The following is a 24,251-nucleotide window of genomic DNA, read 5'->3' on the forward strand; positions in this document are numbered from 1 at the left end:
CTTATTGTATTAAAATATCCAGTTTATCGGCGAAAAACTCTTCAAAACCATCCGAGTAAGCCACGCCTGTAGTACCATCGGCCTTTGCATAAATAAAAAAGTAATGCAAGCCCGGTAACGTTCTGGCCAGTTTCACCGATTCGTTCAGTCCGGCCACCATAAATACCGTAGCATAGGCATCGGCCGTCATGCAGTCGTCGGCCAGTACCGTAGCGCTGAGCATTTCGTTTTCGGAAGGGTATCCGGTGTACGGGTCGATGGTATGGGCATATTTTTTGCCGTCTTTGATGTAATAATTGCGATAGTTTCCGGAGGTAGCCATCGATTTGTCACATAACAAAAGCACGGTTTGTAATTCCTGGGAAGCGGGCGTTTGATCGTCGGTCGGTTTATCAATTCCGATGCGCCAGCATTCGCCTTTTTCATTGATACCTTTGGCTACGATTTCTCCGCCGATTTCTACCAAATAGTTCTCGATGCCATGACGTTGAAGCAGACGGGCAATCACATCGCATGAATAGCCTTTGGCAATCGCCGACATATTGAGTTGGACCCTCGGATCGGTTTTTACGATGTTGCCCTTTGCATCGATGGATATTTTGCGGTATCCGACAAACTCTTTTAAGCTGTCGATCGTTTCCGGAGTGACGTTGTCCGGATTGTCGAATCCGAAACCCCAAGCATTGATCAGCGGAGAGACGGTGATATCGAATTTGCCGTCGCTTACGCCGGAAACTTCCTCGGCCTTATTAAATACCGTAATGAAAAAGGAATCCAACTGTACGGGTTCGTTGCGGTTCACTTTCGAAATGATGGAGTTTTCCATAAACGGATTCAACGAAACCTCGAACCGATGCAGCTCATCCACAATCTCTTCCCCTAACGACCGGTCGTAAGTATATTTTATATGATATGCCGTATGAAATATTTCCCCTTGTTCGTGAAAATAACGGTAATCTTTTTTATTCTCTCCCTTTTGTTTGCAAGAAGTTAGCCCGGGTAACAGGAAGAGTAGAAAAAAAATAAAAAGAACGGATTGTCTTTGCATTGCTGTTTCTTATTAAATTTCTTTTTTTGATTCATTTATCCTTTTATTTGCCTCGTTTATAGAGTCGATCACCTTTTCTTTTTGAATGATATACATCCCTAATCGTTCATTGGAAACCCCTTCTTTTATTTTGTAGGTATAGAAAGGAATTCCATTTTTATTGATGGTCTCCAAATAAACAAATCGGATGTTTTCTTCTTTTAAGCGCTCAGCCACTTCCAAAATATGGGTGGATATCACGAAAAAAGACCGTTTCGTATGTGCAAAAGCCGAAATGATGGCAAGCGATCCTTCAAAAGCGTCTTTCACATTTGTTCCTCTGAACAATTCATCGAAAATGACTAGCCTGTCGGTTTTATTTTCCAGCCTTTCCGCAATATCTTTTATTCTTTTTATTTCGGAATAAAAATGGCTGTAATTCAATTGGATATTATCCTTTAAATTGATGGTGGAGTAAATTCCCGAAAGGATACTTATTTTAAACGTTACCGCAGGGACAGGAAATCCGATATGGGACAAGTATGCGGCAATTCCCAATGATTTTAAGAACGTGGATTTGCCCGACATGTTCGGCCCGGTTATAAAAATCATGTTCGTTCCGGCATCCATTCTCAGGTCATTTCCCACGGCATTTTTGAGCAATGGGTGGAAAAGGCCTTCGGCTTGGATGATTTGTTCCGACGAAGGGCGCAGCTCGGGATAACACAAGTGATATTTATCGGCTGCTTTCGCCATAGCCGTCAACACATCCAAATAATAGATTAAATCAACAAAATAATCGATTTGATATCGATGCGTATAACGGAACATATAATCGAAATTAGCGATTTCAACCGCTTTTAATTTACGCAGATTTTTTATGCCGGATACCGCGGTAAATTCTTTCTCTTTGAAAACAGCCTCCATCTGTACGCGCGTAGAATGAAGATATTCCGGTAGTTCCGTCCCGTCAAGGCCGGTGAAAAAGTCTCGGATGTTATTCAATAACTCAATCGTATAATCGATACCCCTTTCAATGATGTAATAGTCGTTATTGGGTTTTATCCGATACATAAAGCCTTTTTCCATAGCGCTGAATTTGTTGGGCTTTCGAGTCGGCTGATCGTGATAATTTAAGTAATGTTCAATAAAGTCGAGGCTGTTTTTATCGATATCCAAGTGCGAAATGGAGCGGCTGTGGGATTGAAAGTAAGCGATCGTGTCGCTTCGGTTCATTAGGAAATGTCTATCGGTAGAAGGCTCCGACATGATTTTTCGTAATCTTTTTTTCCCGCCGTATGAGATACAAAGATCAAACAAATCATAAAGGGATTTTCCGATAGAAACATCGAAAATTCCTAAATCATTTTTTGTTTGTTCATCTAATTCGAATCCCATCGTTTATTGTTTAATTGCGCCTGTTTAAAAGTTCGCTTTATCCGTAAACGCCGGCAAGCGGTTCATCGAAACGGTTACTCCACGTCTCTCTGTGCAACTTTCAATTAAAACTCGTCTTCTATTTTATAATGATTTCTCTCGGGGGCGTTGCGCGAAATAAGTTCACCCAAAAACCCCGCGAGAAATAATAACGTACCGAGAATCATCATCGTCAGCGAAATATAAAAATAGGGCGATTCGGTGACTAAGCGGTAAGGATTGCCCTGCTGCATGTCGTAGAGCTTCATGGCGCCTACCGCCACAATGGCGAAGAACCCCAGTATAAACATGACGCTTCCCCACAAACCGAAAAAGTGCATCGGCTTTTTCCCGAATTTATTCAGGAACCAAAGGGTCATGAGGTCGAGATAACCGTTTACAAAGCGGCTTGCCCCGAATTTGCTCTTCCCGTATTTGCGTGCCTGATGATGTACTTCCTTTTCGCCGATTTTTGTATAGCCCGCTTCCTTGGCGATAATGGGGATGTAGCGGTGCATGTCGTTATAGACTTCTATATCTTTCACCAGCGCCCGGCGATAGGCTTTGAGGCCGCAGTTGAAGTCGTGCAGCCGGATGCCGGAGACTTTACGCGCCGTAGCGTTGAAGAGTTTCGAGGGGATGTTTTTTGTCAATATCGAATCATAGCGTTTCTTTTTCCATCCCGATACCAAGTCGTAATCTTCGTCGGTTATCATGCGATACAGTGCGGGGATTTCGTCGGGACTATCCTGCAAATCGGCATCCATGGTGATGATCACATCGCCCTGCGCCTTTTGGAATGCGCAATACAACGCCGGCGATTTGCCGTAATTGCGTCGAAACTTTATCGCTTTTACCTCCGGAGATGATTTCCTGATTGTGGTGATGATCGGCCACGAACGGTCGGTACTGCCGTCATCTACAAAAATGATTTCATACGAGAAGGCATTTTCATCCATTACCCGTTTGATCCAGGCATGTAGTTCGGGCAGCGATTCTTCTTCGTTATAAAGTGGTATGACTACTGATATATCCATTTCTGTCGATAAAAAAGATTTGTTCTATTTCGATTTATAGTTCATGGCCAACGGCACAATAATCACCGAGAGCAACATCCCCATGAAAACGTTTCCCAAAATGACCGTATTGATAATATAACTGGAGGGCGTAGGGTAGGGCTGTTCGGAGATGTTCGCGATCAACGCTTCGTCTATCTTCATCGACTGCGCCATCTGTACCATGTTGTCATATAACGTTGTAATAAACATCGGGTCGATCCAGTTGACGTGTATGAATACGATGACCGATTTGAGGAGGGAGGCAAAAAAGAAGAGCAGGATGGAAAACTGCATGCCGTGCCAATAATTCATCCGGCTGTCGGGAATGATGAGCCTTTTATACCTCACTAAATAATAAAAAAGAAGAATGGGCGTTCCGATGCTTAAAATCGAATCGATAACGGCTAATATCGCATGATTCGTTCCGGCCATGGTGAAAAAGTACTGTACGACCCAGAACAGGCCTAAGTAAAGACCTGCGTACATTGCGTAACTCAATAATCGACTTTTATCCTCTTGCATGAAACTGTTTTTTCTTCTGCAAAAGTAATGAATTTTACCGAATGTCCGAAGAGAATTGACAATTGACGATGGATAATGGAGAATGGACAATTCATAATTCTGCATTTTGTATTGTTCATCCGGTTCGAAATATTTTTTTATCTTTGTGCCCATATTTTAGAATATGGAAAACGAAAAACAGTTAAGCGCGGCATCGAAAACAATTATCGGCGTGCAGTTTCTTTTTGTGGCTTTCGGTGCCATGGTGTTAGTACCCTTGTTGGTAGGGTTGGATCCATCGACGGCGCTTTTCGCCGCGGGAGTCGGGACATTGGTCTTTCATTTGGTAACGAAAGGCATTGTCCCGATTTTTTTGGGCAGTAGTTTCGCTTTTATCGCCCCGATCATCAAAGCTACGGAACTATATGGATTGGCCGGTACGCTATCGGGACTGGTAGCGGTGGGATTTGTATATTTCCTGATGAGTGCGCTGGTCAAATGGCAAGGCTTGCGGCTCATCGAACGCTTGTTTCCTCCGGTGGTCATCGGGCCGGTAATCATCCTTATCGGTTTGTCGCTGGCGGGAACCGGGGTGAGTATGGCGCAGGAAAACTGGATGTTGGCCCTCATCTCGTTAATCACGGCGGTGGTGATCAGTATGTTTGCAAAAGGGTTCTTTAAACTCATTCCGATTATTTCGGCGATCATTGCAGGATATATTGCGGCGGTATGCATGGGGCAAGTCGATTTTTCGGGAGTCGCGGCTGCGCCCTGGATCGGATTGCCCCAGTTTGTAAAACCGGCCTTTTCGTGGGAAGCCGTGCTGTTTATGATACCGGTTGCCATTGCGCCGGTCATCGAGCATATCGGGAATGTGTATGCGGTGAACGAAGTAACCAAAAAGGATTTTATGAAAGACCCCGGATTGCACCGCACGTTGCTTGGCGACGGCATTGCCTGCTGTATCTCCGGCTTTATCGGCGGCCCTCCCGTTACGACGTACTCCGAGGTTACGGGCGCCATGGTGTTGACGAAGGTCACCGATCCGGCGGTCATACGGGTGGCGGCTGTTGCGGGTATTGTCTTTTCGTTGATCGGGAAGGTGAGCGCCGTGTTGAAATCCATTCCCGGAGCCGTATTGGGAGGAATCATGCTCTTGCTCTTCGGCATGATTGCCGCCGTGGGCATCAATAATATGATTCAGAATAAAACCGATATGAACAATACTCGTAATTTGGTTATCGTTTCGCTCATTCTTACCACCGGCATCGGAGGAGCGGTCTTGCAAGCCGGAAGCTTTACGTTTTCGGGTATCGGTCTTTCCGCGGTCATTGGTTTGGTGCTTAATTTGATATTACCGAAGTCACAAGCGAACGAATCGGAATAGATTTTCCCGCTCGAAATGTGAAGCAATGCAAACCATTATAGTTGCATGTGTAATAAAGTTTAAATTGTCGGCTTTTTCCTTCAAAAAGTTTGCTTGTCGAGAATAACGTATCGACTGTTTTTGTAAGTTTGCATCGTTAACGACCTTTATAAAAAGAATCATTATGAGTATAACAAGAATTTATCAAGGTAAAGATGTTGAAATGCTCACTACATGCAATATCATGATCGACAATGCCATTGCCGACCTACCTTTCCTTTCATCCAAGCGCAGTACTTGGACGATAGAGTTTTTTACGGGTATTAAGACACGCATTTCCAACGCATTTCAGAACTATCTGGGTATCGACCCCAAAGCCGGAGTGCATGCCGCTACCGAGGTTGTGGAGAAATTATGCAACGATGCGCTTATCGACCTTTCAGAGGTAAAAACGCAAATCGGCGAGGATTATAAATCGAATAGGCTCCGCCGCGACGAGATTTTAAAAGCATTGGGTTACGCTACTTTCTGGAAACGGGCGTCCAAGAAAGATCAGGAGGCTATCGCCGAGTTATTGTCGCATTTCGCCACTGGTTTAACGGAAGAGTTGAAAACGGAATTTACTGCCACCGGGATTGCTACCGAAACATTGGATCGCATCGTTGCCGCCGCTAAAGACGAAACGGTACAACAAGCGAATGTGAAGCAAGAAACCCTTAAAGGCGACAGCAAGGATATCTCGGCGGAAGTCGTCACCGAGTTCAATGGAATTTACAGCCAAACAATTTCTATAGGAAAGATTGCGACTTCTTTCCATCGGGGCGATCCATTGATGCGTGAAAAATTTTCCTATTCCAAGATCCTTAAAAATTTGAACGCCGCTCCCCGTAAGGATGAAAAAGAGGGCGAAAATAAGAAATAAAAGATAAAGCCTTTCCTTGTCCGTGTCTTTCTGTCTTTTTCAAAGAGGAGGCTATATTTATATTGTAGGCTTCTCTTTTTTGTGGGGTTCCCATTCTCTTTGCCCGGCATCCTGTTCTCTTTAATCGATTTCATCTTCTCGAAAGCCGTTTTGTCGTTCTCTTTAGCCATTTTGATGTTTTATAAAGTTATTTTCCCCTTCTCGATACTGATTTTCTAATTCTCTTTAGTCATTTTCATCTTTTCGAAAGCCATTTTCGTGTTTTCGAAGGATATTTTCCTTTTCTCTAAGGTCGTTTTGTGGCGCTCTTTGGCAAAATGTTTGTCGCTACTATTTGTTACAAACACTTCATAAAATTTTAACCGTTTTGTAACATCTATTTCATTCCTTTGCGCTCGAAAAAAATTAGGTAATATCATCATTTTTTATGAGAAAAAGAATTTGTTTTAGGGCCCATAGCCTATGGATGGTTTTGGCTTTGTTTTTAGTTGCTGGCGGCATTTCTGCGCAAACGTCCTTGTTGAAAGGGAAAGTGACGGATGTCAATAATGAACCGCTCATTGGAGTGAATGTTATTGAAAAAGGCACGAATAACGGTACGGTTACCGATATCGAAGGCCGTTTTTCTTTGAATGCTTCTTCCAATGCCACGATCGTGTTTTCCTATATCGGGTTTACGGAGCTCGAAGTGGCGAGAAGCGGGCGGACTGTCTTGGATGTTACGCTCGAAGAGGATATGAAATTATTGGACGAAGTGGTTATTACCGCTTTAGGGATTAAGCGAGAAGCCCGGCAATTGGGATATTCTACGGAAAACCTGGATGGCGAATCTATTGCCAATACCATGCCTGCGAATTGGTCTGCCGGATTGAGCGGGAAAGTGGCCGGATTGAATATCGTGTCACCCGGTGGCCCCATTGGTTCTACCCGGATTTCTTTGCGTGGGGATGTATCGCTGAATGTGAATGGAAATAACGCCTTGATTGTGGTCGACGGTGTCCCGATGAGTAATACGATTTCCAATCCGGGGAATGGCTTACGGCGCCGGAGTGGCGGCGGAACTTTCCATCGACTATGGAAATGGTTTTGCGGATATAAATCCCAATGATATCGCGAATATTCAGGTACTCAAAGGAGCAAGCGCGACGGCTCTTTACGGTTCGAGGGCTGCCAACGGCGTACTATTGGTAACGACCAAAGCAGGCGAAAAAGCGTCGAAAGGTATCGGCGTAACGTTTTCATCCAACCTGAATTTTGAAGATGTCATGAGATGGCCGGATTACCAATATGAATTCGGACAAGGGTTGCCGACGAATATCGGCAAGGCGGGCACGGAATATGCCGGGAAACAATATTATTCGTACGGGGCATCGCCCGACGGAAACTCCGGGACGAGTGGGACAAGCAGCGCTTATGGAGCTGCGTTTGATGCAAATCAACTTTATTATCAATATGATCCCGTTACACAAGGAAGAGCTGCTGTGCCTACTCCTTGGGTCGGCTATCCGAATAACCGGAAAGATTTATTTCAACTAGGATTTACCTCTACCAACTCCGTTGCTATTACCGGAAAAAACGATAAAGGTTCGGTAAGGGCATCGGTTACTTACACCAAGAACGAGTGGATTTTGCCCAATACCGGTTTTGAACGGTTTTCTTTCAATGTGGCGGGCCAACAACAGGTTTCTAAAAGAGTGAAGTTGGATTATAGAAGTTCTTATACGAATAGAAGTTTAGACAATACTCCCGCCTTGGGTTATAACAGTAATTCTATTTCCTATTTCCTTATCTTTCAAAACCCGAATGTAAATCTCGATTGGTTAAAGCCGAAGTGGAGAACGGGGCAAGAAAATATAAAACAATTACAGCCGTATAGCACCTATATCGGTAATCCTTACGTGATATTACATGAATCGGAAAATCCGTCCGAGAAGCATAGCAATGTTACTTCGCTTTCGGCAACCATGAATGTAACACCCCATTTGGATGTCATGGTTCGGTCGGGGCTTCAATTGTCTTCCGATCAAAGGGAACAGCATCGTCCTATGAGTGATGTGGTGTTTGGAAACGGTTTTTTCAAAAAAGAAAATGTCTTTGATTATGAAATGAATTCCGACGCATTGGTTACCTATCACCATATTTTTGGGGATGCTTTCCATATCAATGTTGCCGGCGGAGGAAATCTGATGAGGCAAAAATATGATTTGTTGGCTGCATCGGTAAACGGATTGAAAACGCCGGGCGTCTATAAATTATCCAACGGCTCTTCCAATCCTTCGGTAAGAACGGTTATCCGGAACAAGGCGATTAACAGCCTTTACTTTATGGCGAATTTAGCCTATCAGAATAAGGTCTTTTTGGATATCACCGGGAGAAACGATTGGTCGTCCACCTTACCGGCCGAAAACCGTTCGTTCTTCTATCCGTCGGTAAGCAGCAGCTTTATTCTGAATGAATTGTTTACGATGCCCTCGCAAATTAGCTTCTTTAAGTTTCGGGCTTCCTGGGCGCAGGTAGGAAACGATGCGGAGCCTTACAAGACCTCGCAATACTACGAAACGAGCGATTTTTCAGGCTCGTTGGTTTTACCCACCACGCTGTTCAATACCGATTTTAAACCTGAAATATCTACCAATTACGAGGTCGGTATCGATTACAGAATGTTTAACGACCGTTTAGGGATTGACCTGACGTATTATTACAATACGACTAAAAACCAGATTTTAGATGCGCCCATTGATCCGACAACCGGTTATTCGCGGGCGACGATTAATTCGGGTAGCGTACGCAATAAAGGCTTGGAAATAGAATTGAATGCCGTACCGGTATCGACCAAAGACTTTACGTGGAGATCGATGGTTACGTGGGCGATGAATAAGAATAAGATCCTTTCCTTAGCGGAAGGCTCCGATGAAAATCAGTTGATTGCCACGGTCGGGTCGGTCGTATCCTTAATCGGTACGGTCGGCGGTACGGTTTCCGATTTATGGGGATATAAGTTGGTTCGCAATGAAGAAGGGAAAGTCGTCATAGGGGCGAACGGGTTACCCGAAAAAGCTCCCGAGATTGAATATGTCGGAAATGCGAGTCCCGATTGGAAAGCCGGATTCTACAACGAATTTAAATATAAAGGCTTCAAATTGGGCGTCCTTTTTGATGGGCAAATGGGAGGAATGGTGTATTCGCAATCCTTTCATAAGATGACCGAACAGGGTAAGTTGGCCCATACGCTCAACGGCAGGCTTCCGGGCACGGAGTTCTACATCGCCGCCGACGACCCGAGAATAAAAAATGATCCCTCGCTAATACAATTGGGAGGTATTTATATGGTGGCGCCCGGTGTGATAAGAAATGCCGATGGAAGTTATAGTGAAAACACGAAACTAGTCACCGTCGAAGCGTATAACAAGGAAAATTACCGTCGGGCCAATGTGGAGACGAACACCTTTGATGCTTCTTACATCAAACTCAGGGAAATAAGGCTCGAATATGCCTTATCGCCCAACCTTTTGCAAAAGACTCCTTTTACGGCTGCATCCTTTGCCGTGTATGGAAGAAATCTGCTCACCATTACCGATTATCCGCTGTATGATCCGGAAATAGCCGCGTTAGATGGCAATTCGATGGTGGTGGGTATCGAAAACGGGTCGTTGCCCTCTACCAAATCCTATGGAATCAATTTAAATTTGAGCTTTTAATAGATTAAATTATATATAATGAACGCATTAAAACAGACAATTCTATACATATTCTTCATCATGGGGGTTGCTTTCACCTCTTGTGAAGACTTAGACGATTTGAACACCGATCCCACACGCATGCAGCAAGCAAACCCCGGCGTGTTCTTGAACCCGGTTCTATACAATGTATCTTCTTATAATTGGGAACGATATAACAGCTTTACATTTCATTTGATGCAAGGCATTGTGACGACTAACAGTACCGGTGGATTAGGGTGGTATTATATGACGGATGCTGCGGGCGATGGTACATGGAGTACGTATTACCGTTGGTTGAATAATATAAAAGAAATGGAAGAACAAGCCGGAGAGTTGAACGAACCCAATTATGAGGCGATTGCAAAAGTCTTGAAGAGTTGGCTCTATCAGATTTTGGTCGAGGGATTCGGCGATGTTCCTATGACGGAAGCCATACGGGGCGATGAAAAGATTTTTACGCCGGCTTTCGATTCTCAAATCGATATTTATCGGACTATTCTGCAAGAGTTGGATTCGGCCAATCTGCTTTTCGATGAAACGCAGGGATTGCGGTATAATCCCGAAGGGGAATTATTATATCATACGGAAACTCCGGCATCAGGAGCCACATCGGCCGGGATCGTTAAATGGAGGAAGTTTGCGAATTCTCTTAAGCTCCGCGTCTTATTAAGGGTGTTGGATGTGAATGGATTGAATGCGAAAGCTGAAATCATGAAACTAATCAATGATCCGGTTGCCTATCCTCTATTCGAATCGAATGACGAGGCCGCTTTACTGCCTGTTACGGGGGTATATCCTTTGGAAGCGCCTATGACTCGCCCGCAAGATTTTACTTCATATAAGGCGTTATCGGAATTTTTTATCGATCATCTGAAAGAATGGAACGATCCCCGATTGCCGATCTTCGCGCAGCAAACGACCAATGACGGGGTGAAATCTTATTTCGGATGGCCAAGCGGATACAATACGGTGCCCAGCTTTAACGGTTCTCTGCCCAATCAGGGTATCGTAAAAGCGCCGATGAAATTAGCGTTAATGACGTATGCCGAGGTGGAGTTTATCAAAGCCGAATTGGCTCAGAAGTCGATTATCTCTTCCGATGCAGCGAGTCATTATCGCAAAGCGGTCGAAGCGGCTATCACGCAATGGGGGGCCATTGTTCCGGAAGGGTATTTCGATAATTCCGAAACGAAATACGACAATTCGTTGGAGAGGATCATGATCCAGAAATATTACGCCTTGTTTTTTTGTGATTATCAGCAATGGTTTGAATATAATAGGACGGGAATGCCCGAGATGCCTGTCGGAGAGGGTGTTCCGATAGGTAATGTCATGCCCCGGCGGTTTAAATATCCCTCTACATTACAAAGGACGAATTTGGCGAATTATCAAAAAGCCAAAGAAAGTATGGGCGGCGATGATTTTAACCTCAAACTGATTTGGCAAAAATAATGCGGATTATCGTAAAAGTATAAAATAAAATTCTTCTTAGAGCCTGTTTAAATTTTACAACTAAAGTTTTTTATAGCTGTTTTGGGATGGATTTTTTGCTTCTTGATGGCAGATTTAGCGGGCTAAATCAAAAACAAGAAGTGAAAAAGACGCTCGAAAGAGCATAAAAAAGTAGTTGAGAATTGTTTTTTACCTATAGCAAAATATTTCGCTAAAATTTAAACAAGCTCTTAACCTTCCGGCGGGTAGCATACACCTGCCGGAAGTTTTTTTTGATGGCGTTTTTAATTGGATGAAGCAGGTTCGTTAGTCGTTAGAATGGGTACATATCTTCCTTCCTTAACCTCATATCCAAATTCGTATTTCACTATAAAGCCAAGAATTTTCAGCACTCGTTCGCTGAAATGCTTGCCCGCTTTTTTACAAAGGGAAGGACGGAAAAGATATTTGCTCAAGTCTATCTCTGTAGCGCTATTCCGCTTGATTTGCTTTACGTCTTTGAGAAATTCGTTTTTGAATTGTTGAAAGAGAAAAGATTCCGAAAGTTCACGGTGGATAAGATAAGCGCTTCGCCAAGTCCGGTTGGGAGGTAAAGAACTCTCGATTCCTCCGAAAAGAGTCAGTTGGGAATGAAAGATAACCGCTAGCGCATGTATGGCAAAAACCGGCCATAAATGACTCCGTTCTTTCAGCAGGCAATTCTTCAAGGAAATGCTTTCAGGGGTAATGATGTCTGTTTTGCAGAGTAAGTAATTGTAATATTCCCAATCCTGTTTATGGGAGAAAAAAGGAGAGTCTAAGTCGAAGAAACTTCTTAATACGGATTCCTCTATTTTCTCCACTTTTTTACGGGTAAGATATTCTTTTTGTATGGAAACCTCCGGTAAATTGTTTTCATAAACGCCTTTCATTTCAAACCATTGGCGCAGGATATTCCTGTCTTTGGAGGAAAGAATCGAATTCAACCTGTTTTCGAGCAATAAAAACATCGGTATATAGCCGTTTTTGTGCAAAAAGGAGATAATGATGGTTTCATCGCCATTGTATTCGTATTCTATGATGACGTTTTCAAGCAATATCTCTTCATTCTTAAGCGTGTTTATGCGATGTATTTCGTCAACCATTTCCTTTTTGAAGCCTTCCAGTTGTTTGGCGGATTCTATGCCGATTTTTCTAAGGGAAAGAAATGAAAAGCCCGGCCGGCAAATAGCCATGCGGCAAAAATCGTCCATTGAATAAGTATGGAGCACATTCTGACATCGCACACTTAATGTTTTGACTTGCTTTCGATAAAATGCATCAAGCAAAATCTGTTGATTCTTGTTGAGTAATTCATAAAGATTTCGATTCTCTAAAAACGATTGGTCCTCATTTTTAGAGAATAGTAAGGATTCATCTTTCCTGGAGTGATAGATTCTTTTATTCATGTTGGCTCCTAATTAACTGTAATAACGATGTTTTTGTCGGCAACTAATGGGCAAAATAGTATCAAGTAAATAGGGTTACAAGTGAATGATAGCAAAATAATTCGGTTCTTTTGTAACTCTAAGGGAAAATCTTAATTGTGGAAACTGTCGTTATTTTCCGTTTACATGGAATTCTTTGCAGCTTTCCATTATTCCTTAACTGTTATATGATACCTGTCTATAGTCTTTTTGTCGACAAAACAGAACATCTTTCTTATTTGGTTACAAATTTATGTTTTATTTTTTTATTTTCGATAGATAACAGCGGGAAAAGGCTCTGCTTTAGGTTAAAAATTAATAAAGTCTGTTTCCGTAACCCTATCCGAGAAAAGAATTGTCCGTATTTAATGGGTGCTGTTCGATAACGGACACTCTCTTTATTTGCAATTGTTGATATATAGATGTTTATGCTTTTGGCATAAGCTTTGTCCATAGGTGTTCGTACAAATAATAAATAAAATGGATCGAGAAATCCCCAAAGAAGTATTACGAAAGGAACGAAGACGTAAGATGATTAAATTAGTCGCAGTCGTAGGCGTGTGCGTGCTGGTTGTCATACTCGTTATTTCCTTCCTGAGAGATTCTGTAAACAGGAAAAACATTCAATTGTCGACGGTCGATACCGGAACGATTGAAGTGTCCGTCAGCGCCTCGGGTAAAGTGGCGCCTGCATTTGAAGAGATTATCAATACGCCCATCGAGAGCCGTATTGTGGAAGTCTACAAACGAGGCGGGGATTCGGTTGATGTGGGTACGCCCTTGTTAAGACTCGATTTGCAGACAATTGAAACGGATTACCGCAAGATGCTCGATGAATTGCAGGTGCGCCAATACCGTATTGAACAGCAACGAATCAAAAACAGCAGTACGTTGAGCGATATGGAAATGCAGTTGAAAGTAAATGATATGCAGATTGATAAAATGGAGGTCGAGGTACGCAATGAACGTTATTTGGATAGTCTCGGTGCGGGAACAACTGACAAGGTTCGTGAAACGGAACTGAGTTATAACGTGGCGCGGCTCGAACAGGAGCAGGCGCGCAAGAAATTCGAAAATGACAAGAAGGTGACGGATGCCGAATTACGTGTGCAGGAGCTTGAATTGGAGATTTTCCGGAAATCATTGGCCGAAACGCGGCGCATCTTGAATGATGCGCAGATACGTTCGCCGCGCAAAGCCATTCTCACGTATATAAACAACCAGGTCGGGGTGCGTGTGCCGCAGGGGACGCAAGTGGCTATTGTTTCCGATTTGTCGCATTTTAAGATCGACGGGGAGATTGCCGACAGTTACGGCGATCGCATTGCGACGGGAAATAAAGTCGTGGTGAAGATCGGAAACGAACAGTTGACGGGTGCTGTGAGCAGTGTGACGCCTTTGTCGAAAAACGGAATTATTCAATTCACCGTACAGCTCGATGACGACAATCATCCCCGGCTGCGCTCGGGCTTAAAGACGGATGTGTATGTGATGAACGCCGTGAAAGACGATGTGATGCGTATTGCCAACGGGCCGTATTATACCGGCAAGGGGACATACGAACTGTTTGTGCTCGACGGTTCGACGCTCAAAAAACGCAAAGTCCAGCTCGGCGAAAGCAATTTCGAATATATAGAGGTTGTGTCGGGATTGCAGCCGGGCCAGCAGGTTGTCGTGAGCGATATGTCGGAGTACCGCAACAGGAATAAGATAAAGGTGAAGGAGTAGAAATGCAAATTATCAATTACAAATTACAAATTACAAATTACAAATTACGAATTAGCAAATGAAGTCAAAGGTCTAACGTTTAAAGACGGATGACCGGTGACATTAAACTTTCGACAGTAAAAATATGATTCAACAATATTTCAAACAGGCATGGCAGTTGATAAAGCAGAACAAGCTTTTCAGCGGCATTTATATCGCCGGGACGGCGTTGGGTATTTCCATGGTGATGGTCATGGCGATATTGGATTACGTGAAAACGGCAAACATCTATCCCGAAATGAATCGCGAACGGATGTTGTATGCCAAATCCATTTCCGTCGCTCCTGTAGATACGGCACGGTTTAAATATACAAATTCCGGCAGTTTGTCTTATAAAGCGGCGGAACTGTTTTTCCTGTCGCTAAAGACGCCTGAAAGAGTATCCGTCATGTTTTCGGGAACCGACTTCGCCTCGCTGCCGAATAACGATAACCTGATCAAGATAAAAAGCCGCCAAGTGGATACGAATTACTGGAAAATCTTCCCTTTCCGGTTTCTGTCGGGTAAACCGTTTTCCGATGCCGATTTCCAATCGGGATTGGCGGTTGCGGTCATCACCGAGTCGCTGTCGAAGAAACTGTTTGGATCGGACAAGGCCGCGGGTCAATCGCTGGAGTACCGTTTTAAGCCTTATCGCATTGTTGGCGTGGTAAAAGACGTATCGTATGTAATGGAAGACACGTATGCTCAAATATGGATGCCTTATACATGTATCGAGAATTATGATAAGGAAAATTCAGAAAGGGCCGGAATGATCGGCGATGTGGGCAAAGTATTCCTGTTGGCGCGTTCCGCGTCGGATTTCGGATCTATCCGCAGGGAAGTAAACGATAAGGTGCGCCGGTTCAATGCTTCGGCGGCGGATTGGAAAACCGATTTAATGGGGCAACCCGATACGCGAAAAGTGGACGCGCACCGCTATTGGTCGAATAAGGGACCGGAGATGAAGAAAATAAATATCCGGAACATATTGATTATGTTTTTGTTGCTGGTGGTTCCCGCGCTTAATCTATCGGGAATGAACAGCACACGCATGGAGCGTCGGCTTAGCGAAATGGGCGTGCGCAAAGCGTTCGGCGCGTCGCGATCGCGGCTTGTTCACCAAGTGCTTATCGAAAATCTGCTGCTGACCGGCTTAGGGGGATTCGTCGGCTTGCTGGTCTCTTATCTGATTGTTTTCTTTACAAAAGAATGGATACTTGATTTGGGAAAGCAATTTACGGACACGCTTCCCGAAGGGGCCTCGGTCGATTTTTCCATATCCATGCTCTTCAACGGGAAGATATTCCTTGCCGTTTTATTGGCATGCCTCGTCATGAATATACTTTCGGCGTTGATTCCCGTTTACCGCTCCCTGCGAAAAAGTATTACCGATTCGCTTCACATTAAATACAACTGATTATGCTGTATCATATTTTCAAACAGATTTGGGCGCAACGGAAATACAATACATGGATTTTCATTGAACTGATGCTGGTGTTCGTGCTGGTATGGGTGTTAGCGGATTATGCTTTTGTAATACTTCACAATAAAAGTATTTCGCAGGGATTTGACGTGAAAGATACTTATCGGGTTACTTACGATGTATTTGGTAAGGGAACTTCCCGGTATAATCCCACGGAGGACGATTCGACGATGGCGATGGAAAACCTGCAATTGTTTGTACGCAAAATAAAAGCATACGAAAATGTGGAAGAAGCCGCCTTGACTTATATGGATTGGGGATCGTTGCCGTATTCGGGAGGATATAACAGCACGGCGGTTGAAATTCCCGATCGCAGTGATTCCACCGTGGCTTTTGCAGAAACAAAAAATGTACTGTCGGGCGAGTATTTTCGGCTATTCCGGTATACCTCCGCGAAAGATCATTCATGGGAACGTCCGGCAGGGATCGACCTACGCCGGAATAATTCCGTCTTTATCACCCGGATGGTCGAACGGGAGCTTTTCGGGACGGCATCTGTTATCGGCAAGGTTGTCAAGGTCGATATCGGCGAAGGCCCAAAGGACTACGTGGTAGCCGATGTACTGAATGATCAGAAACGATTCGATTATACGTTACCCCACGGCGCCGTGTTCGGAGCGTCACCTCTTATTTCGGAGGAGAACCTGATGAATTTCGGAGTGTGCATCCGCGTCAAACCCGGTGTGCCGGAAGATACGTTTATAAGGAATTTCAGAAAGGAGATGACCCGGCCTTTGCGCATCGGTAATTTCTATTTGAAGGATATTCAATCCTTCAAATCCTTAAAACAGGAGATCGATTACAGCTTTGGCGTAACCAATGAAATGCGTACCCGGGCGGGGCTGATGATTTTCTTTTTGTTGAATATAGCGCTGGGGATTATCGGTACCTTCTGGTTCCGCAATGAAACACGGCGCGGTGAAATCGGGTTACGAATGGCAATGGGCAGTACGCACGCCACCTTGCAATGGCAGTTTATGACAGAAGCTCTTCTTTTGTTTTCAATCGCCGTTATTCCGGCTATCGTTATCGATTATGCGATTGCACGGGCCGATGTGTTGAAACTGGATATGGATATAATCATGGATTATGAAACGGTAAAAGGTTCGCCGTATATTACACAGAATGCTTCGTTGCGCTTTCTGATTACGAATGCGATGACGTATGTTTTTCTCTCGGTTATCGTGGCTTTGAGCGCTTGGATTCCCGCACGGCGGGTCTCGAGGATACATCCCGTCGAGGCGCTGAGAGAGAATGGATAATTACAAATGACGAATGACGAATTACGAATGACGAATTACAAATGACAAATTGGAGGGCTGTGTTGCAGCTAATGATTAAAATATGATTCGACACTATTTCAAACAAGCGTGGCAGTTGCTGAAAGATAATAAACTGTTCAGTACGATTTATATTTCGGGAACCGCATTGGCGATAACCATGATCATGATTGTATCGGTGTACTTATATATGAAAGAGGGAAATATTGCCCCAGAGGTTCATCGGAGCCGGATGATGTATGTCGCTACCGTAGAAATAAGGCCGAAAGATTCCACACAGACGGGTATGGCAGCTGCTTCGCTTTCGTATCAAACGGTGAAAAACGTGTTTTATCCCTTGAAGTCTGCCGAACGTGTATCGGCTGAATTGCAAGAATATGGCGAAGAGGCTTCTGTTTCGTTACCGGGACAAACAGAGAATATTCCTACCGTTGTAAAATATGTCGATGCGGCTTATTGGGATATCTTCAGGTTTTCTTTTGTCGAGGGACATCCCTTTTCTACCGGAGAGTTTCAATCGGGCATTCGCACGGCGGTGATTGCCGAGTCGTTTGCGCGGCAGCTTTTCGGTACGGAGCCGGCACTCAATAAGCGATTTCTCCTCGATTCCGAAGAATTCATGGTCGGCGGTGTCGTAAAGGATGTTTCGTATATTCTTCCGAATACTTTTTCTTTGGTTTGGTTGCCTTATACCGTGAATCCGAATTGGGAGGAGCGGGTTTTTAAGGAAGGCCTTTTAGGTTTTTACAAGGTATATATACTGGCGCATTCTTCTAAAGATTTTAATCGGATAAAGAAAGAAATAGAGAGCCATATTGGCCGGTATGAAGCGAATCTGACATGGAAAATGGATTTGATGGGGCAGCCGGATGATACGTTTACGCATTCGTTCCGGAAAGGAAACAGGGCTTTGGATATGCCTCAAATAAAAGCGATGTTCGCTTTGTTGCTGATTATCTTTTTGATGGTTCCCGCTTTGAATCTTTCGGGGTTGAACAGTAGCCGCATGGAGAAAAGAACGGGCGAACTGGGCATCCGTAAAGCTTTCGGAGCGCCACGTTCGGTACTCATTCAGCAAGTACTTACGGAGAATTTGTTGCTTTCTTTTATCGGAGGGGTGGTCGGGCTTATTGTTTCGTATGCATTGGTTTTTGCGGCGAAAGAATGGCTGGCATCTTCCTTCTTGTTTTATACATTAAGCAATCCTTCCGCATTAATCAGCTCGTCAGTCGGTATTACCCCCGCCATGCTGTTCAACATAGAAGTTTTCTTGTGGGCATTTATAGCCGTACTGGTAATGAACGTACTGTCGGCGCTTGTTCCGGCCTACCGCTTCAGCCGGCGCACGATTATCGATTCTCTTGATGAAAAAATATAACGAATGATGTCAATGATACAACATATTCTGAAATTGATTTGGACGCAACGGCGGCGTAATTTGTGGATCTTTGCCGAATTACTGGTCGTGTTTGCCCTTGCATGGTATATTGTCGATTACCAATTCGTATTGATTCATAACCGGATGTTACCCAATGGCTACGATGTGGCGGATACATACCGTATTTCTTACAAAAGCCTGACGGATAAAAATAAAGAGGCATTCCGGCAATTTTACGACCGTGTCCGTTTATATCCCGGAGTGGAAAGCGCTTTCCTCACCGATCGGTTTTCGGGTGTTATGCCTTATAGTGATACGTATAATGGCATTTCCATCAGTGTTGATTCGACGGGAAATTCCCAAACTTATTATGGACAGATGAAAGCGATAGGTTCCAATAATTATTTCGAAGTATTTAAAGTGCATTCTGTCGTAAACCCTTCGGCGTTGGGACGTTTGGATCGATCGAATTCCCGTTCTGTTGTTCTGACACAAAATCTGGCAGAGGCTCTCTTCAAAGGAGCCTCACCGATGGGAAAACGTGTTTTTATGAATGGCAAATCAGAGTATGTGGTAACGGATGTGGTGCAACCGCAAAAGCAATATGATCATGCACAACCTCATCATTCGGTTTTCTATTACGAAAACGACACAACGATAGCCAAGCCTGAAATTGCCATCCGGGTGGCGCCGAATTTCTCCTTTGAGCAATTCAAAAAAGAGGTCAGCGGTTCCATTGTCAGTTATAAGAATGTGGGGCGGAATTTGGATTTTATGTTGGGTGTCACCAATGAAATACGATTGCGTACCGGCTTGATGATCTTTTTCCTGTTGAATGTGGCATTGGGTATTATCGGTACTTTCTGGTTTCGCAATGCCGCCAAGCATGGGGAAATCGGGTTGCGTATGGCATTGGGAAGTTCCCGTTCGACGATTCAAAAGCAATACATTGCCGAAGCGGTGCTTTTACTCACCTTGGCAGCCGTCCCGGCGGTGTGTGTCAACTTTACCCTGCTCGAAGCCGGCGTGATCAAAACCTTGGGCGAACAGTTTTCTGACAGCGGTTATATCACGGCTAATAAATGGCTCCGGTTCATCATTACCAACGGGCTAACGTATCTTTTGCTCGCTGTAATCGTTGCTTTGAGCGCGTGGATTCCCGCCAACAAGGCTTCCAAAGTGCATCCCGTCGAGGCGCTGAGAGACAATGGGTAATTACAAATGACAAATTACGAATGACGAATGACGAATGACAAATTGGATGGCTGTGTTGCAGCTAATGATTAAAATATGATTAAACAATATTTCAAACAAGCAACGTATTCCATAAAGGAAAACAAAGTATTGTCTGCGATAACCATTTCGGGTACTGCACTTGCCATTTGTTTAATAATGATTATGGTAATGACTTATCGGGCGAAAGTGGAGAATTATCCGCCGGAAACAAAACGTGACCGTATGTTGTATGTGAAGTGGGCGGGATACCGGTATAAAGAAAACGGGGAAATCAGTGGTAACTCGTCGCTGTCGCTTCAAACTGCTAAGCAGTGCTTTGCCGGTTTGGAAACCACAGAAGCGGTAACCATTACTACGCGTCCTTTGTTAAAACTGATTGCAACGATGGATGAAACGGAAAAATTCAAATGTAAGGTGCTGCCTGCGGATGCCGCTTTCTGGCATGTCTTCGATTTTTCTTTCCTGAACGGAAAAGGATACACTGAGGCCGATGTGAACTCTGGATTGAAGAAAGTCGTCATTAGCCGTACGACAGCCCGCAAACTATTCGGGACTATCGATGTGTCAGGGCGTCAGGTTTATCTGGGCTACGTGCCGTATACGGTTGTAGGGGTTGTGAAAGACGTGTCGAAATTTGCGGATTCTTCCCATGCCGATGTCTGGATACCCTACACATCCACCTATATCAGGGAGTATCCCTGGGCCGACAATATTTCCGGATCTTATTTAGTGAAACTTCTTGCCCGGCGTCCGTCGGATTTTTCCGCCATCAGAAAAGAAGTGAAAAAAAGAGAGGAGACATATAACCGGCAGTTGCCTGAGTATGATCTGGAATTGTACGAACAGCCGACTACTCGCTTTGGCGACACGGAAAACCTCAAAGCGGAAGGCGGCGATATGAAAAGAATAAAACGCCAGGGGATTATCGCGATCCTCTTGCTGTTAATTGTACCGGCCGTAAACTTGTCGGGACTGGCGCTTTCGAGAATGGATGAAAGAAAGAGCGAAATCGGTATACGCAAGGCCTTCGGGGCGAGAAGAAGCGTATTGATAGCACAGGTATTCATGGATAATTTCTTGTATACACTCATCGGGGGAGCGGCGGGATTCGCTTTTTCCTACCTTTTACTGTATCTGTTGTATCGCGATATATTTATCGGTCCGCTCCTGTCGCCGGTCGTCTTTTTGATTGCGCTTTTCTTTTGTCTGGTGTTGAATACCGTTTCAGCGGTGATTCCGGCATGGAACGCCTCTTCGTCCCCTATTGTGAATGATTTGAAAAGGAGTTGAAAAATGATGATAAGGCATGTAATGAAAATCTGTTGGAACGAGCGTAAGAAGAATGCGTTTTTGCTTACGGAGTTATGTATCGTCGCCATTGCATTATGGTATGTAACGGACTATCTGTTCATCATGAATGCTTCGTATCACGTCCCCCTCAACAGGGATATCAAGGATACGTACAATGTGATCATCACCCAACGGGAGAAAGACAGCAAAGGCTACATCCCGGAAGAGCGATTGACCCAAACCAAAGGAGAAGATATCCTGGAAATTGCGAACAGGTTGCGGCTTCATCCTGCAGTCGAAAACGCATCCGTCTCTTTAGTCGCTCAGCCGTACATTACGCACGATTCTTATACGGTACTTCATCGCGACACCCTTTCCCGCCATCTCCGTTGTTATATGGTCGATCGGGAGTTCTTCGACGTATTCCGTATCCGTGCGAAAAACGGATCGCCTTTTCTCCTTGAAGATTTATTACCGGAACAACTTGTACTGACGGCCGATGTGGAAAAGGATCTTTTTGAAGGGCTTTCTGCAGTAGGCAAGCAAATAAGATGGGGAGAGGAAGAAAGCATGCGAAATATTTGTGCAGTCTCCGGAACGATGCCGCAGGCGGAATTCATGACGCCCCTTCCCGCTTTTTTCTACATAATGAGTGATAAAGGTGTGGTCGAAATGGCCGAGAATAATTGGGAAGTTATTGAAATGTCCGTCCGGTTGAAACCGGATGCCGATGAGGATGCTTTCCGCAAGGAGATGATGAACGGACTGAATGTACAGAATTTTTATCTTGTGGATATTCAACCTATTGGCGACATGCGGACTTCTTTTCTGGAACATACCGTAGAACAGGTAAAAAACAGGATATATATATTGCTCTTTTTGGTGTTGAACGCCTTTTTAGCAGTAATCGGCGTGTTCTGGTTCCGAACATCGCGGCGGACAAATGAAATAGGACTCCGCAAAGCCGTGGGATCTACCTGTAAAGACATACGGCATATTCTTTTTTCGGAAGGAATCGTTTTGCTGATACTGGCAATGGTTCCCGCTATGATAATCGGCGCCGCTTTAGGACGGTTCGATGTTTTATCGACTTACTTTATGCCGTTTACCCTGAAGCGATTTGCAATAGTAACGGCGCTTTGCTTCTTGAGCCTTTGCCTGATTGTCCTTGCCGGAATATATTTTCCCGCGCGCCGGGCCTCGAAAATTCATCCGGTGGAGGCGCTGAGGGAGGAATGAATTATGAATTATGAATGATGAGTTATGAATGAGGATAATAAAACAACTTTAACAACATAAAAACAATGATAATGGAAAAGATGATTGTACTGAATCAAGTCGATAAGATTTATCGTACGGAAGAGATCGAAACGGTGGCATTGGAAAATGTCAACCTCGAAGTGAAGAAAGGCGAATTTCTCGCGGTCATGGGGCCTTCGGGATGCGGCAAATCGACCCTCCTGAATGTGATGGGATTGCTTGACGCTCCCACTTCCGGTAGCGTCATTATCGACGGTAAAGAAACCGCGCAGATGAAGGATACCGAACTCGCCCGCTTCCGGAATGAAAAGCTGGGCTTTGTCTTCCAGAGTTTTCATCTGATTAATTCGCTCAATGTATTGGATAATGTGGAACTGCCTTTGCTGTACCGTAAAGGCGTGTCGGCTTCCGAACGTCGCCGGTTGGCCGAAGCGGTCCTGAAAAAAGTCGGATTATCGCATCGCATGCGCCATTTCCCGTCGCAATTGTCGGGCGGGCAGTGCCAACGCGTAGCGATCGCCCGTGCGGTGATCGGAAATCCTTTTATCATCCTTGCTGATGAGCCGACGGGAAACCTCGATTCGAAGATGGGGGCCGAAGTGATGGACTTGCTTCATCAACTCAATCGCGAAGACGGCCGTACGATTGTCATGGTAACGCATGATGAAAGCAAGGCGGCCCAAACATCCCGCACCATCCGCTTCTTCGACGGACGGCAAGTATCTTGATAATTAACAATTAACAACTAACAGTGAATAATGAATATGAAAACAAAACAGATTATCATCGCCATACTTATTGCAATCATGGCTCCTGCGTTGTCGTACGCTCAAAACAGTAAAATCGTTCATCAAAACCGGCGTGTGGGTAACTTTTCTTCCATCGATGCTTCCGGCGGATGGGACGTGATCATCCGGCAGGGAAATACCTGTTCCGTTTCGGTAGAGGCTAACGAGGATCTTATCGATCATGCCGTCACCGAAGTGCGCAACGGGGTATTGCATATCTATAACGAAAGGAATACGCGGAATCATTTTAATTTCGGCACGCGGAATATTATCCGCCGGGTAAACATTACCGTTCCTCGCCTGACAAAAATCGATGCCTCCGGCGGTTGCGACATTCGGTTTCAAACGCCTTTTAAAGCGGATGTGTTCGAGTTGGAACTCAGCGGCGGTTGCGATCTGGAGGACTTGAGGCTCGATTGCCGTCATTTCGAGGGTGACTTTAGCGGAGGAGTAGATGTTTCCGTGTATTTTACTTCCGTGCAAAAGATTGATTTGGATGTGAGCGGCGGCAGCGATGTGGATTTGAAAAATATCGCAGCAAAAGAATGCGTGGTGGATGCCAGCGGCGGTTGCGACATTGACCTGGCGGGGCGCACGGATTATTTGTCGATTGATGCTGCGGGCGGCTGTGATGTCTCGGCTTTCGGATTGCGGGCAACCCGTTGCGATGCAACTGTGAGCGGTGCTGCAGATGTGGAACTTTATGTGACCGGTTCGCTTAAAGTCTCCGCTTTCGGAGCGAGCGATGTGTCCTATAAGGGCAATCCCAAAAGCATCGAGAAAGACAAAGACCGTTCCAGTTCGATTGAAAAGGAAGACTGATCGGGGATTACAAATTAGCAAATTAGCAGATTAGCAAATGAAGTCGAAGGTCGAAGGTC

The 24,251-nt window shown here is 44.6% G+C and carries 17 protein-coding genes and 1 pseudogene; 13 read left to right on the top strand and 5 right to left on the bottom strand.

The features are described from left to right. Position 1 precedes the first annotated feature (1 nt). The 4 genes from ABNK31_RS06555 to ABNK31_RS06570 form a co-directional block, all read right to left on the bottom strand. The gene (locus ABNK31_RS06555) at positions 2-1,048 is read right to left on the bottom strand and encodes an FAD:protein FMN transferase (protein ID WP_418894879.1); all 1,047 of its coding nucleotides are present in this window, start codon (positions 1,046-1,048) and stop codon (positions 2-4) included. A gap of 12 nt (positions 1,049-1,060) precedes the next feature. Beyond that, a complete protein-coding gene (locus tag ABNK31_RS06560; protein WP_321578927.1) occupies positions 1,061-2,425 on the bottom strand; it encodes a MutS-related protein in 1,365 nt (454 codons plus the stop codon). Between the two features lie 104 nt (positions 2,426-2,529). Beyond that, positions 2,530-3,480, bottom strand: a complete 951-nt coding sequence (locus tag ABNK31_RS06565) for a glycosyltransferase family 2 protein (protein ID WP_418894880.1) — start codon at positions 3,478-3,480, stop codon at positions 2,530-2,532. 24 nt (positions 3,481-3,504) lie between these two features. Beyond that, complete coding sequence (locus tag ABNK31_RS06570) at positions 3,505-4,023, bottom strand: DUF4199 domain-containing protein (RefSeq protein ID WP_418894881.1); 519 nt, start codon at positions 4,021-4,023, stop codon at positions 3,505-3,507. A gap of 163 nt (positions 4,024-4,186) precedes the next feature. Here ABNK31_RS06570 and ABNK31_RS06575 point away from each other — a divergent pair, with 163 nt between their 5' ends. From ABNK31_RS06575 to ABNK31_RS06590, 4 genes and pseudogenes are all read left to right on the top strand, one after another. Continuing rightward, on the top strand, positions 4,187-5,389 hold the full coding sequence (locus tag ABNK31_RS06575; protein WP_418894882.1) for a uracil-xanthine permease family protein: 1,203 nt from the start codon (positions 4,187-4,189) through the stop codon (positions 5,387-5,389). 163 nt (positions 5,390-5,552) lie between these two features. Then, positions 5,553-6,290 carry a hypothetical protein gene (locus ABNK31_RS06580; RefSeq protein ID WP_418894883.1) on the top strand — a complete coding sequence of 246 codons (738 nt, stop codon included), beginning with the start codon at positions 5,553-5,555 and terminating at the stop codon, positions 6,288-6,290. A gap of 427 nt (positions 6,291-6,717) precedes the next feature. After that, positions 6,718-9,988 (top strand): annotated as a pseudogene (locus ABNK31_RS06585) (SusC/RagA family TonB-linked outer membrane protein). Between the two features lie 18 nt (positions 9,989-10,006). Then, positions 10,007-11,461, top strand: coding sequence for a SusD/RagB family nutrient-binding outer membrane lipoprotein (locus ABNK31_RS06590; RefSeq protein WP_418894884.1), 1,455 nt, complete (start codon positions 10,007-10,009; stop codon positions 11,459-11,461). Positions 11,462-11,745: 284 nt separating this feature from the next. Here ABNK31_RS06590 and ABNK31_RS06595 read toward each other — a convergent pair whose 3' ends face one another. Then, entirely contained in the window at positions 11,746-12,888 is a 1,143-nt protein-coding gene (locus ABNK31_RS06595) for a hypothetical protein (RefSeq protein ID WP_418894885.1), read from the bottom strand. Positions 12,889-13,386: 498 nt separating this feature from the next. Here ABNK31_RS06595 and ABNK31_RS06600 point away from each other — a divergent pair, with 498 nt between their 5' ends. The 9 genes from ABNK31_RS06600 (at position 13,387) to ABNK31_RS06640 (ending at position 24,192) form a co-directional block, all read left to right on the top strand. Then, positions 13,387-14,634 (top strand): efflux RND transporter periplasmic adaptor subunit, encoded by a 1,248-nt coding sequence (locus tag ABNK31_RS06600; protein WP_418894886.1) that lies wholly within the window; start codon positions 13,387-13,389, stop codon positions 14,632-14,634. A 124-nt stretch (positions 14,635-14,758) separates the two neighbouring features. Next, positions 14,759-16,072 (top strand): ABC transporter permease, encoded by a 1,314-nt coding sequence (locus tag ABNK31_RS06605; RefSeq protein WP_321579721.1) that lies wholly within the window; start codon positions 14,759-14,761, stop codon positions 16,070-16,072. A gap of 2 nt (positions 16,073-16,074) precedes the next feature. Further along, on the top strand, positions 16,075-17,400 hold the full coding sequence (locus ABNK31_RS06610) for an ABC transporter permease (protein ID WP_418894887.1): 1,326 nt from the start codon (positions 16,075-16,077) through the stop codon (positions 17,398-17,400). Between the two features lie 82 nt (positions 17,401-17,482). Continuing rightward, positions 17,483-18,796 carry an ABC transporter permease gene (locus ABNK31_RS06615; protein WP_418894888.1) on the top strand — a complete coding sequence of 438 codons (1,314 nt, stop codon included), beginning with the start codon at positions 17,483-17,485 and terminating at the stop codon, positions 18,794-18,796. A gap of 12 nt (positions 18,797-18,808) precedes the next feature. Continuing rightward, complete coding sequence (locus tag ABNK31_RS06620) at positions 18,809-20,011, top strand: ABC transporter permease (protein WP_418894889.1); 1,203 nt, start codon at positions 18,809-18,811, stop codon at positions 20,009-20,011. 75 nt (positions 20,012-20,086) lie between these two features. Next, positions 20,087-21,322: an ABC transporter permease gene (locus tag ABNK31_RS06625; RefSeq protein WP_418894890.1), complete on the top strand. Its 1,236-nt coding sequence runs from the start codon at positions 20,087-20,089 to the stop codon at positions 21,320-21,322. A 3-nt stretch (positions 21,323-21,325) separates the two neighbouring features. Next, positions 21,326-22,561: an ABC transporter permease gene (locus tag ABNK31_RS06630; RefSeq protein ID WP_418894891.1), complete on the top strand. Its 1,236-nt coding sequence runs from the start codon at positions 21,326-21,328 to the stop codon at positions 22,559-22,561. 80 nt (positions 22,562-22,641) lie between these two features. Continuing rightward, entirely contained in the window at positions 22,642-23,310 is a 669-nt protein-coding gene (locus ABNK31_RS06635; protein ID WP_418895368.1) for an ABC transporter ATP-binding protein, read from the top strand. Between the two features lie 36 nt (positions 23,311-23,346). Beyond that, a complete protein-coding gene (locus ABNK31_RS06640; protein ID WP_418894892.1) occupies positions 23,347-24,192 on the top strand; it encodes a head GIN domain-containing protein in 846 nt (281 codons plus the stop codon). Positions 24,193-24,251: the final 59 nt, after the last annotated feature.

Origin of the sequence: Limibacterium fermenti (assembly GCF_041902845.1) — a bacterium.
Lineage (GTDB): Bacteria > Bacteroidota > Bacteroidia > Bacteroidales > Dysgonomonadaceae > Limibacterium > Limibacterium fermenti.